Genomic DNA, 16,441 nt, shown 5'->3' on the forward strand with positions numbered 1-16,441 from the left:
GAGCCTCGCCGGTCAAATGGGAAGCAGCTTCGGGAGGGCGTTATGGGCGAGGTCATCCTCAGCATGACGAATATTCATAAGGCGTTCGGCCCCGTGCGGGCGTTGCGCAGTGCCGCACTCGAATTGCGGCGTGGTGAAATCCACGCGCTGGCGGGTGAAAACGGTGCCGGCAAGTCGACGCTGATGCATATTATCGATGGCATTCTGCAGCCGGATGGCGGCGAAATCCTGCTGGACGGCAAACCGGTGCGGATATCTTCGCCCAATGCGGCGAACCGGCTCGGCATCGGTTTTGTCCATCAGGAAATTGCCCTTTGCCCGGAAATTTCGGTTGCCGAGAACATGTTCATGTCGGAGACGGGCCAAAGCCGCTCCTTGTTCATGAATTATCGCGATCTCGGCAAGCGGGCCGCAACCATCCTGCGGGAAATCGGCGATATCGACCCCGCCAGCCGCGCCGGTGATCTGTCGATCTCGCAACAGCAGATAGTCGAAATCGCCAAGGCGCTGACGCTGGATTGCCGTATCCTGATCCTGGATGAGCCGACGGCGGCTCTGACCGAAACTGAAGCCCAGACGCTTTTTCGTATCATGCATCGGCTGGCGGAACGCGGGATTGCGATCATCTATATTTCGCACCGGATGGCGGAGATTTTCGAGCATTGCGACCGCATCACTGTCATGCGCGACGGTTGTCACATCAAGACGGCGAATATCGCGGAGATTTCCCCGGAGGAGGTCGTCAACAGCATGGTCGGGCGGGTTCTGGATAAGCTTTATCCGCTGAAACTCTCGGACGATGAAAAGTCGGACGAAGTCATTCTGTCCGTTCGGGGATTGAACGAAGGAAAGCGGGTTTTTGATGTCGATTTCGATCTGCGTCGCGGTGAAATCCTCGGTCTTGCCGGTCTGATCGGTGCGGGCCGAAGCGAGATCGCACGAGCGGTTTGCCGGCTGGAAGGGAAACCCAGCGGCGAAGTTACGCTGCGCGGTCGGCCGCTGAGGCTCAAGGACTATCGCGACAGCATCCGCGAGGGGCTCGTCTACCTGTCCGAGGATCGCAAGGGTGACGGGCTTTTCCTCAATATGTCCATCGCCGAAAATGTCTCGGCACTCGATGTCGGCAGGATATCGAACGGCATGGGCTTCATCGAGCGGCGCAAGGAAATGAAGCGCGCCGATGAGTTGGGCAAGCGGCTGAAATTGCGGGCCAATAGCGTTGGCGACGCTGTCTCCACCTTGAGCGGTGGCAACCAGCAGAAAGTGGCTCTGGCAAAGATGCTCTCGGTGGAACCCGAGGTCGTCTTTCTGGATGAACCGACGCGCGGGGTGGATGTGGGTGCAAAGGCCGAAATCCACCGCCAGATACGGGAACTGGCGCGCGAAGGCGTCGGCGTGGTGGTCATATCCTCGGAGCTGCCGGAACTCATCGGCGTCAGCGATCGCGTGCTGGTCGTGCGCGAAGGGCGCATTGCCGGTGAGGTGCAGGGAGAGGACATGACGGAGGAGAAGATCATGCAGCTTGCATCGATCAATATTGTGCATAGCCCGGCCGGGGCTTGAGGGAGCGGGAAAATGGCAACATCGGAAACACCTTCAAGCCTTGCCGAGACGGCGGTTCGCCGTACTGCGTGGTGGGAGCCGGCGCTGAAAGCACGGGAAACCGGACTGATCGTCATCATCCTCGCGCTTTTCGCGGTGATGTCGTTCATATCACCATATTTTCTGACCGTGGACAATCTGCGGGCCATGGCCATGGTTTTCGCCATCGAAAGCATCGTCGTGGTCGGCATGACGATCCTGTTGATCTCCGGTGGTATCGATCTGTCAGTTGGTTCCGTCACGGCACTTGCCATGGTCGCCGCCGGCTGGCTGTTCCTCAACGGTGTCGATCCCTGGGTGGCGGCCGGACTGGCGATCTGCCTCACCACATTGGTCGGCATGGCCATGGGCTTCCTGACAACGGTTATCGGCCTGCATCATTTCATCGTGTCGCTGGGCGTGATGGTGATTGCCCGCGGTGTCTGCCTGCTGGCAACGGGTGGTCGACCGCTCGGGCTCTTTTCCCTGCCGCCGGAATTCAAGTTCATCGGCCAGGGCGCGCTTGGTGGAATTCCGCTGGTGCTGATCATCTTCGCGGTGGTGGTGGTCTCGTTCGATCTATTGCTGCGGCGCACGACCGCCTTCCGCAAGGTGTTCTATACCGGCAGCAATCCCAAGGCGGCGGCCTATTCCGGCATCCGCGTCGGTCGGGTGGTCTTCGCCACCACCACGCTGTGTTCGATGCTGGCCGGCGTCGCAGGCGTGATCTACATGGCTCGCTTCGGGTCCGCCCAGCCGAGCTTCGGTATTGGCATGGAGCTTAACGTCATCGCGGCGGCGGTCATTGGCGGCGCCAGCCTTTCGGGCGGCTCGGGCACCATTCTAGGTGCGATCCTCGGGGCAATCCTTCTGTCGGTCGTTTCCAGCTCGCTTGCCTTGCTCAATGTGTCTGTCTACTGGCAGGACATTATCAGGGGCAGCATATTGCTGACAGCGGTTCTGTTCGACCACTATCTGGTCAGGCGTCGCCGCTGAGCGCCCATCGAGCGCGCATTGAACGCCTGAAGGTAACTGGAGAAAGATGATCATGCTGGATATCAAGGACGACTTCGATCAACAGAGACAGGTGTATTCCGTCCTCGTGCTGCATTTCATCGAGGGTGTAAAACAGTCGGAGATCGCCGAGCGGCTCAATCTTTCCCATACCAAGGTAAACCGCATGATTGCCGCCGGCCGCAAGGCCGGCATGGTGAAGATCACCATCGCCAGCCCCTATCAGCGGCTGGTGGATCTCGAAAACGAGATCACCCGCCGTTTCGGTCTCAGGCAGTCGGTGGTGACGCCGACGGTTTCCGATAATCCCGAAACCGCGCTGCAGATGGTCGGGCGGGTGGCTGCCAATCATTTGCTGGAGACGATCCGGGACGGTGACGTAATCGCGATTACCGGCGGCAAGGCGGTAAGCGCGGTTGTCGACAACCTGGAGGCGGAGCGCCGCTTCGATGTGCGGGTGGTGCCGCTGACCGGCGGTGTGCAGGGCAAACACTATACGGATGTGAACCATCTCGCCACGCAGCTGGCGGAAAAGCTCGGCGGCAGCGCCTCGCTTCTGCATGCGCCGCTGTTTGCCGAGGATGAGGAGCAGCGTGATCTGCTGATGAATGTCGCATCGATCCGCGAAGTGTTTGATCTGGCGCGGCAGGCGCAGGTGGCGCTGGTCGGTATCGGTTCGGTGGAGGCGCCGGGTTCCGGTTATTACGACCTTCTGCCGGATGTGGCCCGCGGCGGGCAGGCGCTGGTGGATGCGGGCATTGCCGGGGAATTCCTCGCCCACCTTACCATGGCGGACGGGCAGCTGGCGCGGATCGATCTCAACTCGCGCGTGGTGGCGCTCGACCCCGGGCAGCTTGCCCGGTGCCCGAACATCATTGGTGTGGCGGCGGGCGCCATCAAGGCAGGGCCGGTGGCGGCCACGCTTGTGGGCCGATATCTGACGTCGCTCGTCGTGGACGAGGCGATCGCTGGCTATTTACTGGATCAGGAAGAAGGGGAAACTTCGTGACGGACAATGCTATATTGACCCGGACGATTGGCGGCAGTGGCATCAGCGCTTCAGTCGTGGGGCTCGGCACCTGGGCGATTGGTGGCTGGATGTGGGGCGGCACTGATGAGCGGCAGTCCATCGCCGCCATTCAAGCCTCCATCGATGCCGGCATCTCCCTCATCGATACCGCACCGGCATATGGCATGGGGCTTGCGGAAACCATTGTCGGCAAGGCGATTGCCGGCCGGCGCGACAAGGTGGTGCTGGTCACTAAATGCGGCCTCGTCTGGCATGTGAACGAGGGCGCTTATTTCTTCCATCAGGATGGCAAGCCCGTTCACCGTTATCTCGGCGCGGCGTCGATCCGGCATGAGGTTGAAGAGAGTCTTAAGCGGCTCGGAACCGATTATATCGACCACTACGTCACCCATTGGCAGGACGCCACGACCCCGATTGCCGAAACGGTTGAGACTTTGGTGCGGCTGAAGGAGGAGGGAAAGATACGCTCGATCGGGGCAAGCAATGTCTCGCCTGGCGATCTTGAGGCCTATATCGACACCGGTGCGCTCGATGCCATTCAGGAAGAATATTCCATGGTGAAACGGGACATCGAAACGACGCTCCTGCCTCTGTGTCGAAAGAATGCCGTTTCCGTGCTCAGCTATTCGTCGCTGGCGCTTGGTCTGCTGTCGGGCAAGGTCGGGCCTGAGCGGATCTTTGCAGAGGATGATCAACGTCACGGCAATCCCCGTTTCAGCCAGTCGAACCGTCAGAAGATCGCCCGGTTGATGGGTGTGCTGGAACCGGTGGCGGCCGGGCATGGGGCCTCGGTCGCGCAGGTGGTGATTGCCTGGACGATTGCTCAGCCAGGCATCACATTTTCACTGTGCGGTGCGCGTGATCCAGCCCAGGCGGTCGAAAACGCCGCGGCAGCCCGCCTGCGCCTCACGGACAGTGAAGTGGCCCTCATCAGCGCCGGCGTTGCCGAGCATCTTGTGGGGCTTGATAGCTGAACACGTAGTCGGGACGGGTCTTACGGCGAATAGCAGATAATTTTCACCGCCCGTCTCTCCTGTCGCTTTGAACGGTCAACAACATTGGGACGCTGGTCATCCACCAGCGAACGGTATTTCTATGCCCAGTTTTCGCGAGGACGCTCTGCGTCGCATCCGGCAAGATGGTGATTTTGATGCCGTCGTCATCGGCGGCGGCATCAACGGCATCGCCGCCTATCGCGATCTCGCCTTGCAGGGCTTGCGGGTACTGCTGGTCGAGCGCAACGATTTTTCCTCCGGCTGCAGTGCGGCGCCGTCACGCATGATCCATGGTGGCCTGCGTTATCTCGAAAACGGCGAATTCGGCCTCGTGGCGGAATCTTTGCGGGAGCGCGATGCGCTGTTGACGCTCGCACCGCACATGGTTCATCCGCTGCCGACGACGATCCCGATTTTCTCGACTTTCAGCGGGTTGTTCAACGCGGCAGCGACCTTTTTCGGCTCCGGCGGCAAACCCGCGAGCCGGGGGGCGCTGGCCATCAAGGCGGGCCTCACGCTTTATGACTTCGTTACCCGCAAAAACCGGATCCTGCCCCGCCATGAGTTTCGCAGCGCCGGCAAGACGCTGCAGCACTGGCCGGGCCTGACACCTGACATCAGATATTCGGCCACCTATTACGATGCATGGATAAGCCAGCCTGAACGGTTAGCGCTGGAACTCCTGATCGATACTTATACGGATGCACCGCAAAGCATTGCGCTCAACTATGTGGAGCTTGTTCGCACCGGGGATGAATATCGTCTTCGGGTGGAGGAAACGTCAGAAAGTCTGGCCATCCGGCCCCGGATCATTGTCAATGCCACGGGTGCGTGGATCGACGAGACGATCGGCGCGCTGACGGAAGCTCCGACTGCGGAGAAAGCAAAACCTACGGTTTCCGGCACCAAGGGATCCCATTTGATCCTGGCGAACGAGGCGCTTCTCAAAGCCCTGAACGGGCATATGATTTTTTTCGAGAATGCTGATAACCGTGTCTGTATCCTCTTTCCCTATCTCGGCCGGGTTCTCGCGGGTTCGACCGATATAAAGGTAGATCGTCCTGAGCGGGTGCGATGCGAGCCGGAGGAGCGCGACTATATTCTCGATGCGATCCGACAGGTTTTTCCGGATATCGCTATCGACCATTCCGACATCGTCTTTAGCTTCAGCGGCATACGTCCGCTACCGCGCAGCGATGCCGCCTTTACCGGGAGAATATCGCGCAGCCATTTCATTCACCGCGTCGCAGGCGATCCGCCGCAGCTTTGCATGATCGGCGGCAAGTGGACGACCTTCAGGGCTTTTGGTGAGCAGGTGACCGACGAGGTTCTGGCCTTTCTCGGACGCAAGCGGCTGACCGGCACGATGGGTCGCCCAATCGGCGGCGGCAGGAATTTTCCAACCAGTGCCGGACGTCTGCCCGCCTTGCTATCAGAGGAGTTTTCGATCGGCAGGGACCGGGCCGAACATCTGGCGTCGGCCTATGGTTCACGTGCGCTTGAATTGATGGGCTTTTGCCGGGGCCGCGCGGATGACACACCGCTTTGCGAAAAACTGCCCGTCACGGTTGCGGAGGTGATCTGGCTGATCCGTTCCGAACATGTCCGGCACCTGACCGATCTCATTCTGCGGCGAACCACACTTGCCATAACCGGTCGCATCGACGCGGATCTGATCGACGCAATCCTCGGCGTCACGGCACGGGAACTGGGCTGGTCATCAAGCCAGGCGGTGGAAGAACGGCAGCGGCTTATTCATGAGCTGGAGACCTTTTATGGGGTCAGTCCGGCAATGCTTCAACACAGATGCAAGGAGAATGCATGATGATGCGGATTTCGAAAAAGGCGCGCATGAACCGGTTGTTCCGCAATGGCGGATGCCTTGATGTGGCCATCGATCACGGGGTTTGCAACGAGCCGAGTTTCCTCATCGGGCTTGAGGATATGCCGCAGACCGTCGAAAAGCTGGTTGAGGCCGGTCCCGATGCCATCCAGATGGTCTACGGGCAGGCAGATCTGTTGCAGCAGAGGCCGGAGCGGGACAAGCCGGCCCTCGTCATGCGCATAGATATGGGCAACCCCTATAATTCCACGCGCCACAGAACCATGTGGTCGCAGCTCCAGAATTATCACGATCCAATCATCGGCGCGCTGGAAATGGACGCGGCCTGCGTTGTCGTGAACCTGTTCATGCTGCCGGATGAGCCGGAACTGTTTCGCCAATGTGTCGAAAATATCAGCCGTGTGCGGGCCGATTGCCACCGCTTCGGCATGCCACTGATGATCGAGCCGCTGGTAATGCTGCCCAACGATGTGCGCGGGGGCTATCAGGTGGATGGCGATGCCGAAAAGATTGTTACGCTGGTGCGCCTTGCCTCGGAAATGGGTGCCGATATCATCAAGGCCGATCCCACCAGTGATCCGCAGGATTTTCACCGGGTGATCGAGGCGGCGCGCTGCCCGGTGCTGGTGCGAGGCGGAGGGCGAGAGGATTTGCGCAACGTGCTGGCAAAATCGGCGGCCTTGATGGCTCAAGGGGCGAACGGACTGGTTTATGGTCGCAACATCTATCAGCATGACAATCCGAAGGCCGTTGTTGCGGCCCTGATGGCCATCATCCATGAGGGTGCGAGCGGTGAGGAAGCATGGGACATCTATAATCGTGGCTGAGAAAAATCACATATTGGGTCTGGATGTCGGCAACACGGTCATCAAGGCCGTGCTGTTCGACACGGCGGGCCGGCAGGTCGCACAACATGCCATCGACGGCCATTCGACATTTCCGCAGCCCGGTTATGTCGAGCGCGACCTTGAAGAATTATGGCGCAATGGCTGCGAGGCGATCCGCCAGCTTCTGGCAAAATCCTCGGTCGATCCCAGAAGCATTGTGGCGGTGGGATGCGCCGGTCACGGCAATGGTCTTTACCTGCTGGACAAGCGGCAAAAGCCCTTGCTCGGAATCCAGTCGCTCGACAGCCGTGCCGCTGATATTGCGGCCGAGCTTGACGGGAAAAGCGGAGACTTGCTGCAGGTACGCTGCCTGCAGCGGCCATGGCCCGCGCAAACGCCCAGCCTGCTTGCCTGGGTAAAACGGCATGCACCCGACATTTACGCGCAGACCGGAACGGTGCTGTTCTGCAAGGATTTCGTCAATTTCCGTCTGACGGGCTGCCTTGCCAATGACATTTCCGACCTCAGCGGTGCGGGATTGCTTGCCTTCCCCGAAGCCAGGCTCGACCGGGAACTCCTGTCGCTTTATGGGCTTGATGATGCCGTTGCCTTTTTCCCGCGTCTCGTGGAATCGGCTGACATCGTCGGCCGCATCACAAGCGAGGCTTCAGAAGCAACCGGGCTCTCCGAAGGCACGCCCGTCATTGGCGGGTATTTCGATGTCGTCTCCAGCGCCATGGGGTCGGGTGTCATCAATGCAGGGGAAGCTTCCATCATTGCCGGCACCTGGAGCATCAATCAGGTTTTCGCAGACAAACCGGTCATCAGCCCGGATGTCTTCATGGTGACGACATTCGGCCGGGACCGCTATGTCAATATCGAATCCAGCGCCACATCCGCCGCCAATCTCGAATGGTACGTACACCGCATTCGCGACGACCATGGCGATCATGCCTTCGACCGGTGTAACGACCTCGTCGGCTCGGTTACGCCGCGCGCCGACGATCCGTTCTTTCACCCCTTCATCTTCGGTTCGCGGCTGGGTGCGGAATTCCGCGGCGGCTTTTACGGTCTGGCCGGCTGGCATGGCGAAGGTCATATGTTGCGTGCCCTGTTCGAAGGCGTCTGTTTCGAACATCGTCGCCATATCGGTGTCCTGCGTGAAGCCGGCCTGCCGGTCGAAAATGCCGTGATGTCCGGCGGCGGTTCCCGCAGCCAGCATTGGCCGCAGATCATGGCGGATGTGCTGGAAATTCCCCTGCGTGTCGCCGAAGCCCGCGAAACGGGTGCGCTTGGGGCGGCGATCGGCGCAGCCGTCGCTGTCGGTCTCTATCCCGGTTATGAGGAAGCGGTTGCGGCGATGACGCGCGTGGCGAGCGCCTACGAACCGAAAGAGAACCAAGTTCGGCATTACCGTCGGCGTTATGGTCTCTACACACAATTGACCGGCCAGTTGCGAGGCTTCTGGAATGCTCTTCGCTTGCAGGAATAGAGACTTCCGGCCCCGCGGTGCGCAATCACGCGCACCGCATTGCGTTTTCGAGATTCCGAATATCGCGCAATATTTTGTATATACTGGAATAATACAACTTCATGATGTATCTCACTTCCCTTGAACTGCTTAAATGCAGGGTGGAAAGTAATTTTTAAGCATAGTTTTCTAATATTACCTTCCAGCCCGATCACTGACAGTTGCGGGCACCCGTAGCGGCGTCCGCCGTCGCGGCAGGGACTTTTGGGGGGAAGGGCATGCTGTTTAAATCGACTACGGGCCGCAATATCTTCGCGGTCGCCGCGTGCGGCGTAATTGCAACAATCGCGGCCTCTGCCGTGCTGTTTTATCGCTCCTTTGAGGATACAAAGGCCAACAGCCTTGAGCGTATGCGGCAGATAGCGCATGCCGAAGCCCTGGTGACCGAAAAGAAGATCGGTGGCACCATTCATATCGTCAACAGTCTCGCTTCCGTTCTGGAATCCATGAAGCAGTCGGGCGAGGCCGATCGGAGCAAGGCTGATCAGCTTATCCAGCACATGCTGGCGAACAACCCTGAAGTCCTTGGCCTTTGGACCGGGTGGGAGCCGAACGCCTTCGATGGCAGGGATGCGGACTTCGTCAACAAGGCGGGATATGACGCAACCGGTCGTTATGTGCCCTATTGGGTGCGCAGCGGTGGCAAAATAAGCAATACCGCGTTGACGGACTATACCACTGCAGGCCCGGGTGATTATTATCAACTGCCCTTCACACAGAAGAAAACCGTCGTCATCGAACCCTATGCTTATGCGATCGACGGCAAGGAGGTTCTTATAACTTCGGTTGCCAAGCCGGTTGTCGTCGATGGTAAACCACTGGGGGTCGCTGGCCTCGATCTTTCGCTGGAGGAAACGAGCAAGGCGCTGTCGACCATTCGGCCCATGGGAACGGGTTTCGTGAGCCTTGTCAGTGGCAGCGGCAAGATCATCAGCCATCCGGATGCGGCGATAATGGGAAAAAGCCTCGCGGATGGCGGTACGCAAACCGCCGGCTGGGATCAGCTGATCGCCAATCCCGGCGTCGAGCGGGAAATGACGGCGCAGGACGGAACGGTTTCGCTTAACGTTGCCTCGCCGGTCACGCTGACCGGGGACATGAAATGGTACGCAATCGTCTCGGTGCCGGAAGATACGGTCTTTGCGCAGTTGCATGCGATGATGCGCGATGCTGCCTTGACGATCATGACGGCAGCGGTGCTTCTGGCGCTGGCTGGCTGGTTCATTGCCCGGCGGTTCATCGGCCGCATCACGAACATCATCGGTGAGACCGCCCAGATCGCACAGGGAAACCTCCAGCTGACATTGAAGGATATTGCGACCAGGGATGAGATCGGTGATCTGGCCCGCTCGCTGGATGTCCTTCGTGAAAGCAACCGGCAAAAGGCCGCGCTTGAGCAGGAAGCAGAGACCAATCGCACTCTCGGGGAACAGGAGCGCTTGACCCGCGAACGCCAGGCCGCCGATGAGGCGGGCAACATCCGGTTTGCTGTCGACAGTCTGGCCTACGCCTTGGCAAAACTTGCCGAGGGCGACGTGTCGTGCCGTATCAATGAACCCTTTGTCGAACAGCTCGATGCGGTTCGTAATGATTTCAACGGCTCCTCCGGAAAGTTGCAGAATGCGCTGCTGCGCGTGTCGGAAAACGCCTCCGGCATCGATTCGGGCGCTCATGAAATCAAGGCGGCGGCCGATGATCTGGCAAGGCGCACGGAGCAGCAGGCTGCCGCCGTGGAAGAAACGGCCGCAGCCCTTGAAGAGATCACTGTCACGGTGAAGGATGCCGCCAGCAGGGCGCATGAGGCGGGTCGGCTCGTCTCCCGCACGCGTATCGGCGCCGAACGATCGGGCGAGGTCGTACGCCAGGCGGTCATCGCCATGGAGCGGATCGAGAAATCGTCAAACGAGATTTCCAGCATCATTGGCGTAATTGATGAGATTGCCTTCCAGACCAACCTTCTGGCGCTCAATGCCGGCGTTGAGGCGGCGCGTGCGGGTGAGGCGGGCAAGGGGTTTGCAGTCGTCGCGCAGGAGGTCCGCGAGCTGGCGCAACGCTCCGCCGGTGCGGCGAAGGAGATCAAGTCGCTGATCACCAAGTCGAACCAGCAGGTGGAGGAGGGCGTGCATCTTGTCGGCGATACCGGCAAGGCGCTCGACGTGATTGTCGCCGAGGTGCAGGAGATCAATCAGCACGTCGCCGCGATCGTCGAATCCGCGCAGGAGCAATCGTCCGGCCTTCAGCAGATCAACATCGCCGTTAACCAGATGGATCAGGACACGCAGAAAAATGCTGCGATGGTCGAGGAAATGACTGCCGCAAGCCACACTCTGGCGGGGGAGGTCGATGCGCTGAACCGGCTGCTCGGCCAGTTTGAACTCGGTTCGGGAGCGGACGTTTATCGGGGGTCTCTGAAGGCAGCCTGAATGGCGGCCTGACGGTCCTCTTCACGCACAGTGTGGATCACTGTCCCCGTGCCGCAATGCGGGCGGGGCCAGGCGGGGAAATGCAAGATGGACATTATCGGCAAATTGCGCATCTTATCCCTGCAAGCAGTAATGGGATAAGCAGCAGCAGATGGATATCAGGCGTCTGAAATCGTTTATAACGATTGTCGATATGGGGAGCATAACAAGAGCGGCGGATGTGTTGCATATCGCCCAGCCGGCGCTGAGCCAGCAGCTGGCGAGCATCGAGGAACATTTCCGCCAGAAACTGCTGACCCGAAGCCAGCAGGGCGTCGTCATGACCGATGCTGGCAAGGTCGTTTACAGGCATGCCCAGGTGATTTTGCGTCAGATGGAGCAGGCGCAGGCGGAGGCGCTGGAAGCGGGCGCGGTGCTGTCCGGCAAGGTATCGGTCGGGCTTGCGCCCTTCAGCAGCGCCGCCACATTGGCGCTGCGTCTGATGGAGGAAACAAAACGGCTTCATCCCGGCATTCTGCTGCACATCACGGAAAGCGTCAGCCAGCCCTATAGCCAGATGATCATGAATGGTCGTCTGGAGATGGGGTTGATCCACGGCACCGGGCCGATCCGTGGCGTCAAGTTCACGCCGTTATTGCGTGAGGAATTCGTGCTGGTCGTGCATCGCAGCTTCGGCGTGGAGCCCGGCGATGCACCTATCACAGTTGCTGATCTGGCATATCTGCCCTTTCTTCTGCCGCCGACCTATAATTTCGTGCGCCGGGCCATCAATCTCGCCTTCACCCGCAGCCGCAAGGATCTGCTCGTGATGGCCGAGCTGGAATCGGTAAGGACCATCGCACGTGGTGTGGATGCCGGGCTTGGCGCGACCATAACGCCCAAGGCTATCGCCGACCGTATCGTGGCGGAATCCAATGAGGAAATTGTCGTCCGGCAGATCGCCAGCCCGATGATCGAGGAAACCCTGTCCTTTTGCGTATCGGATAATACGCCGCTCTCCGAGCCCGCGCTTGCCGTGAAGGAAATACTGCTGCAGCTGGCGGAAACGCTGAAATAAAGGCGCACCGGCTTGTGATCACGCGCCGGCCTGTTTTCCGGCCCGGCGCGTGAAAAAAGACTAAAGCATCGATTCCTTGCGACAATTCACCAGCAATTCGGCCACCGAAAGATTGTTCGGCAGGCAAAGCAGCGTTTCCACCATTTCGGCGAGATCTGCCGGCTGGGTCATATCCTCGCGGCGGACTTCGGTTTCGCCAGCTGTCATATCGGTTGCGATGTAACCGGGGCAGAGGGCGGTGGCGCGCACGCCGCTGTCCCACAATTCCTGCCGGATGCCGTGGGTAAGCGCGACGACGGCAAATTTCGTCATCGCATAACCGACATTCGAGCCGACACGCCGCCCCGCCAGCGAGGCGACATTGATGACCCTGCCCTGTCCGGTCTTCACGAGGTGAGGGATGGCGGCGCGGGTGACCCTGAGCGGACCCTTGACGTTGATACGCCACATCTGGTCGAGGCTTTCTTCGCCCGTATCCATGACCCGAACCTTGGGATTGATGCCGGCGCAATTCACCAGCCCATCGATCCGGCCGTATCTGGCGGCGACGGCATCAACCCAGGCTTCTGCCGATCCCGCCTCTTCCGCATCATATCGGTCGGCGGAAAGCCTGTCCTTCACCGCAACGGCGGATGGATTTCGCGCTCCCGCCGCGACGGTGAAACCGGCTTCGTGAAGCCTTGTGGTGATCGCAAGGCCAAGGCCTCGCGATGCACCGGAAACCATGATCACACGGCCACTTCCTCCCAGCATGCTGTTCTCCCTATTTCATTCCGTTGCAGAATTCGGCGATGCGGGCGCAGCCTTCGGCGAGGTTCTCCATGCTCGTGGCATAGGAAAGCCGGAAGAAGGGGCTCAGGCCATAGGCCGCGCCCTGCACCGTCGCAACGTGATGTTCGGCGAGCAGCGCCATGACAAAATCGGTATCGTTCTCGATCTTCGTGCCGCCCTTCGTGGTCTTGCCGATCAGCGCCGCAATGTTCGGGAAGATATAGAAGGCGCCTTCGGGCTTGTGGCAGCGAAGGCCGTCGATCTCGGCCAACTTGCCGAGCACGAAGTCGCGGCGCGTCTTATAGATATCGGCGCGCTCTTTCAGCAGATCCTGCGGGCCGTCGAGAACCGCAACGGCGGCAGCCTGCACGATGGTGGCGACACCGCCGCTATTCTGGGTGTTGACGTTGCTGATGGCCTTGATGAGATCTTTCGGGCCACCGCAGAAACCGAGGCGCCAGCCGGTCATCGCATAGGCCTTCGATGCGCCGTTGACGGTCAGGACGCGGTCGTAAAGGCGTGGCTCGACCTCGGCGATGGTGCAGAATTCGAAGTCGTCATAGATGAGGTGCTCATACATGTCGTCAGTCATGATCCAGACATGCGGATGCCGCAGCATGACCTCGGCGATTTCTTTCATCTCCGCACGGGAGCAGGCGGCACCGGTGGGGTTGTTGGGGAAGTTGAAAAGCAGCCATTTGGTCTTCGGGGTAATGGCGGCCTCGAGATCTTCGGCCCGCAGGCGGAAACCGTTATTCTCCGGGCAAACCACCGGCACAGGCACCGCTCCGGCAAACTTGACGATATCGGCATAGCTGATCCACGACGGTGCGGGGATGACGACTTCATCGCCTGGGTCGCAGGTTGCCATGATGGCGTTGAAGATGATCTGTTTGCCGCCGCCTGCCACCAGAATTTGGCTTGGATCGTAGTCGAGATTGTTGTCGCGCTTGAACTTTCGCTGGATCGCGGCCCGCAAAGCAGGCGTTCCGTCAGCCGGCGGATATTTCGTATCGCCGGCAAGGGCTGCCGCATGCGCCGCCTCGACCGCATGGGCAGGGGTCGGGAAATCCGGTTCGCCGGAAGACAGGCTGATGACCTTGATGCCCTGAGCTGCAAGGTCGCGGGCTTTCTGGGTCATGGCGAGCGAGGCCGAAACGGTGACGTTGTTGAGGCGCTGGGCGATAGTGGGCATGGATGATTTCCGATTGTAACGGTGAAGGCAGGCATCGTCGCGATGCCAGTGCATGACAAAGAGGTTACGGGAATTTTCCGCCTTTTCCCCAATACGACTTCGATGTGAGGTCATACAGGATTTTGATGCATCGCCTTCAGACGGATGTGAAGTCCATATTCGTATGCGATGACCTCAGAGCAATAAAATATTATGCAGCCCGTCGGCTTAGACCCTAAGCTCTGCGTAACAACCAAGGGAACGACGCGTCGGGCAATATTGCCCAAAGAGGTAACCGACGCGAGCAAGCAGAAACATGCGACGGGTATCGGCAAAAGACCGGATACCTGGACAGGGAGCACACCCAGCAAATTCTAGTCATAGGGCTCGGACGACCCCGTCGTTCGGCTCAACGCGATGCCTCGTGCCGTATTCAACGCGACGGGAGTATAGATGTCGGATATTGCGATCATGAAACCCCATGCCCCGCCACGCCGTGGAATCTCCGGCTGGAAAGCCATTGAACGTCGGCTGTTTTCGCCCGGCATACTCATATTGCCGCTTTTGATCTTTCTGCTGTTCTTTTTCTTCCTTCCGGCCATCCGCCTGATGACCTTCAGCGTCATGACGCAGAATTCGCAGGGGTTGATCGGTACACCCTTCACGCTTGCCCATTACATCAGGTTTTTCGAGGTCGATCTTTACCAGAAGGTGCTCTGGGCGACGATCCGTATCAGTCTCATCACCTCCATCATCGCCGCGATACTGGCCTATCCGGTCGCGACCGTTCTCGTGCGCGGCAATATCACCACGACCCGCATCATAACGCTGATTGTTATCGCACCGCTGGCTGTCAGCGTCGTGGTTCGCGCTTATGGCTGGCAGCTCATCCTCGGCAATGGCCCAACGGGTCTCTTGAATTATGTGTTGATGAATCTCGGCATTATCGACAGTCCGCTGACGCTGCTGTTTTCCGATGCTGCCGTCATCATCGGCTCCCTGCACATTTTCTTCCCGATGATGGTGCTGCCGCTGTCCTCCGCGCTTGGCAAGATCGATCCGAACCTGCAGCAGGCTGCCCGCACGCTCGGTGCGCCGGCATGGAAAGTGTTCCTGCGGATCACCTTCCCGCTCAGCCTTCCCGGCCTCGTCGCAGGTTTCACGCTGGTCTTCTCTCTGGCCTCGGCATCTTATGTCATTCCCGCCCTTATCGGCGGTCCCGGCTCGCAGATGCTCGGCAACATGGTCGAGCAACAGGTTCTCGCGGTCTATGACTGGCCCTTCGGCGCTACCATCGCCACCATCCTCGTTTTCATCGTCATTCTCATCAACGCCGTCTCGATGAGGCTGCTCGGCGGGCGTCGTATCAAGGCAAGCGCGTCATGAACAACAAGCTGACAGGCACTTCCGCCATCGTCCTTTATGCGGTCACTGCCGCCATGATGGTCTTCATCCTGGCCCCGATTGTCCTCGTCGTCGCCATCTCGTTTTCCGACAGCTACTTCGTCACCTTCCCGCCGCAGGGCTTCACCTTCCGCTGGTATGCGGCGGTAATGCAGAACGAGGAATTCACCGCCGGCCTGACCTTCAGCGCGGCGCTGGCTGTCGCCACCACCATTCTTTCATTGGCGCTCGGTGTTCCCGCAGCCTTTGCGCTCTCACGGGGAAAATTCATCGGCCGCTCGCTGATGAAAGGGCTGCTGCTTTCGCCGCTGATCTTTCCCGTGCTGGTGACCGGTCTTGCGCTGCTGCAGCTCTTTTCCGGCTATGGCTGGATGGATACCAAGCTGAAACTTCTGATCGCCCACACCGTTGTCACCTCGCCCTATGTGATCCGCACGGTGCTGACCAGCCTCCAGCTCGTCAATGTCAGCCTTGAGGAAGCGGCGCGCACGCTTGGCGCCACCCGCTGGAAAACCTTCACGCGAGTGATCTTTCCGCAGATCGCGCCCGGCGTCGCCTCCGGCTCGATCTTCTGCTTCATGGTTTCTTTCGACAATTATCCCGTTTCGATGTGGCTGGCCGATTCCGCGAACCTGCCCGTGCCCATCGTTCTTTATCGCCAGATCGGCACGGTCTTTGATCCTTCGGTCGCGACCATGTCCACCATCATCATCCTTCTGGCGGTGACCGTCGTGCTCGTCCTCGACAGGCTGGTGGGTCTGCGCCGGGCAATGGCTATGTAAATCAACAAC

Annotated in this window: 13 protein-coding genes; 11 read left to right on the top strand and 2 right to left on the bottom strand. The window is 59.5% G+C overall.

Annotation, left to right across the window (positions count from 1 at the left end; translation table 11 throughout):
• Positions 1-42: 42 nt before the first annotated feature.
• The 9 genes from M0412_RS13070 to M0412_RS13110 all read left to right on the top strand — a co-directional run bounded on the left by M0412_RS13070 (position 43) and on the right by M0412_RS13110 (position 12,301).
• Entirely contained in the window at positions 43-1,563 is a 1,521-nt protein-coding gene (locus tag M0412_RS13070) for a sugar ABC transporter ATP-binding protein (protein ID WP_142841688.1), read from the top strand.
• A gap of 12 nt (positions 1,564-1,575) precedes the next feature.
• Positions 1,576-2,577 (top strand): ABC transporter permease, encoded by a 1,002-nt coding sequence (locus M0412_RS13075; protein ID WP_142841687.1) that lies wholly within the window; start codon positions 1,576-1,578, stop codon positions 2,575-2,577.
• Between the two features lie 52 nt (positions 2,578-2,629).
• Positions 2,630-3,604, top strand: a complete 975-nt coding sequence (locus M0412_RS13080; RefSeq protein WP_161991353.1) for a sugar-binding transcriptional regulator — start codon at positions 2,630-2,632, stop codon at positions 3,602-3,604.
• A complete protein-coding gene (locus M0412_RS13085) occupies positions 3,601-4,599 on the top strand; it encodes an aldo/keto reductase (RefSeq protein WP_142841686.1) in 999 nt (332 codons plus the stop codon). Before M0412_RS13080 ends, M0412_RS13085 begins: the two co-directional genes overlap by 4 nt.
• 121 nt (positions 4,600-4,720) lie before the next feature.
• On the top strand, positions 4,721-6,445 hold the full coding sequence (locus M0412_RS13090; RefSeq protein WP_142841685.1) for a glycerol-3-phosphate dehydrogenase/oxidase: 1,725 nt from the start codon (positions 4,721-4,723) through the stop codon (positions 6,443-6,445).
• Positions 6,446-6,447: 2 nt separating this feature from the next.
• Positions 6,448-7,290 carry a class I fructose-bisphosphate aldolase gene (locus M0412_RS13095; RefSeq protein WP_142841774.1) on the top strand — a complete coding sequence of 281 codons (843 nt, stop codon included), beginning with the start codon at positions 6,448-6,450 and terminating at the stop codon, positions 7,288-7,290.
• On the top strand, positions 7,283-8,782 hold the full coding sequence (locus tag M0412_RS13100; RefSeq protein ID WP_269698902.1) for an FGGY-family carbohydrate kinase: 1,500 nt from the start codon (positions 7,283-7,285) through the stop codon (positions 8,780-8,782). Before M0412_RS13095 ends, M0412_RS13100 begins: the two co-directional genes overlap by 8 nt.
• A 257-nt stretch (positions 8,783-9,039) precedes the next feature.
• A complete protein-coding gene (locus tag M0412_RS13105) occupies positions 9,040-11,244 on the top strand; it encodes a methyl-accepting chemotaxis protein (RefSeq protein WP_269698903.1) in 2,205 nt (734 codons plus the stop codon).
• A gap of 151 nt (positions 11,245-11,395) precedes the next feature.
• Entirely contained in the window at positions 11,396-12,301 is a 906-nt protein-coding gene (locus M0412_RS13110) for a LysR substrate-binding domain-containing protein (protein ID WP_142841683.1), read from the top strand.
• A gap of 60 nt (positions 12,302-12,361) precedes the next feature.
• Here the strand turns inward: M0412_RS13110 and M0412_RS13115 are convergent, their stop codons facing one another.
• Both M0412_RS13115 and M0412_RS13120 read right to left on the bottom strand, forming a co-directional pair.
• A complete protein-coding gene (locus M0412_RS13115) occupies positions 12,362-13,054 on the bottom strand; it encodes an SDR family NAD(P)-dependent oxidoreductase (protein WP_142841682.1) in 693 nt (230 codons plus the stop codon).
• A gap of 10 nt (positions 13,055-13,064) precedes the next feature.
• A complete protein-coding gene (locus M0412_RS13120; RefSeq protein ID WP_142841681.1) occupies positions 13,065-14,267 on the bottom strand; it encodes a pyridoxal phosphate-dependent aminotransferase in 1,203 nt (400 codons plus the stop codon).
• 432 nt (positions 14,268-14,699) lie between these two features.
• On the opposite strand from M0412_RS13120, the gene M0412_RS13125 reads away from it, so the two are divergent.
• On the top strand, positions 14,700-15,632 hold the full coding sequence (locus tag M0412_RS13125) for an ABC transporter permease (protein ID WP_142841680.1): 933 nt from the start codon (positions 14,700-14,702) through the stop codon (positions 15,630-15,632).
• The gene (locus M0412_RS13130; protein ID WP_269698904.1) at positions 15,629-16,432 is read left to right on the top strand and encodes an ABC transporter permease; all 804 of its coding nucleotides are present in this window, start codon (positions 15,629-15,631) and stop codon (positions 16,430-16,432) included. The genes M0412_RS13125 and M0412_RS13130 overlap by 4 nt, the downstream gene beginning before the upstream one ends.
• The last annotated feature ends 9 nt before the right edge of the window (positions 16,433-16,441 follow it).

It is taken from the genome of Agrobacterium sp. O3.4, assembly GCF_041414895.1.
Lineage (GTDB): Bacteria > Pseudomonadota > Alphaproteobacteria > Rhizobiales > Rhizobiaceae > Agrobacterium > Agrobacterium cucumeris.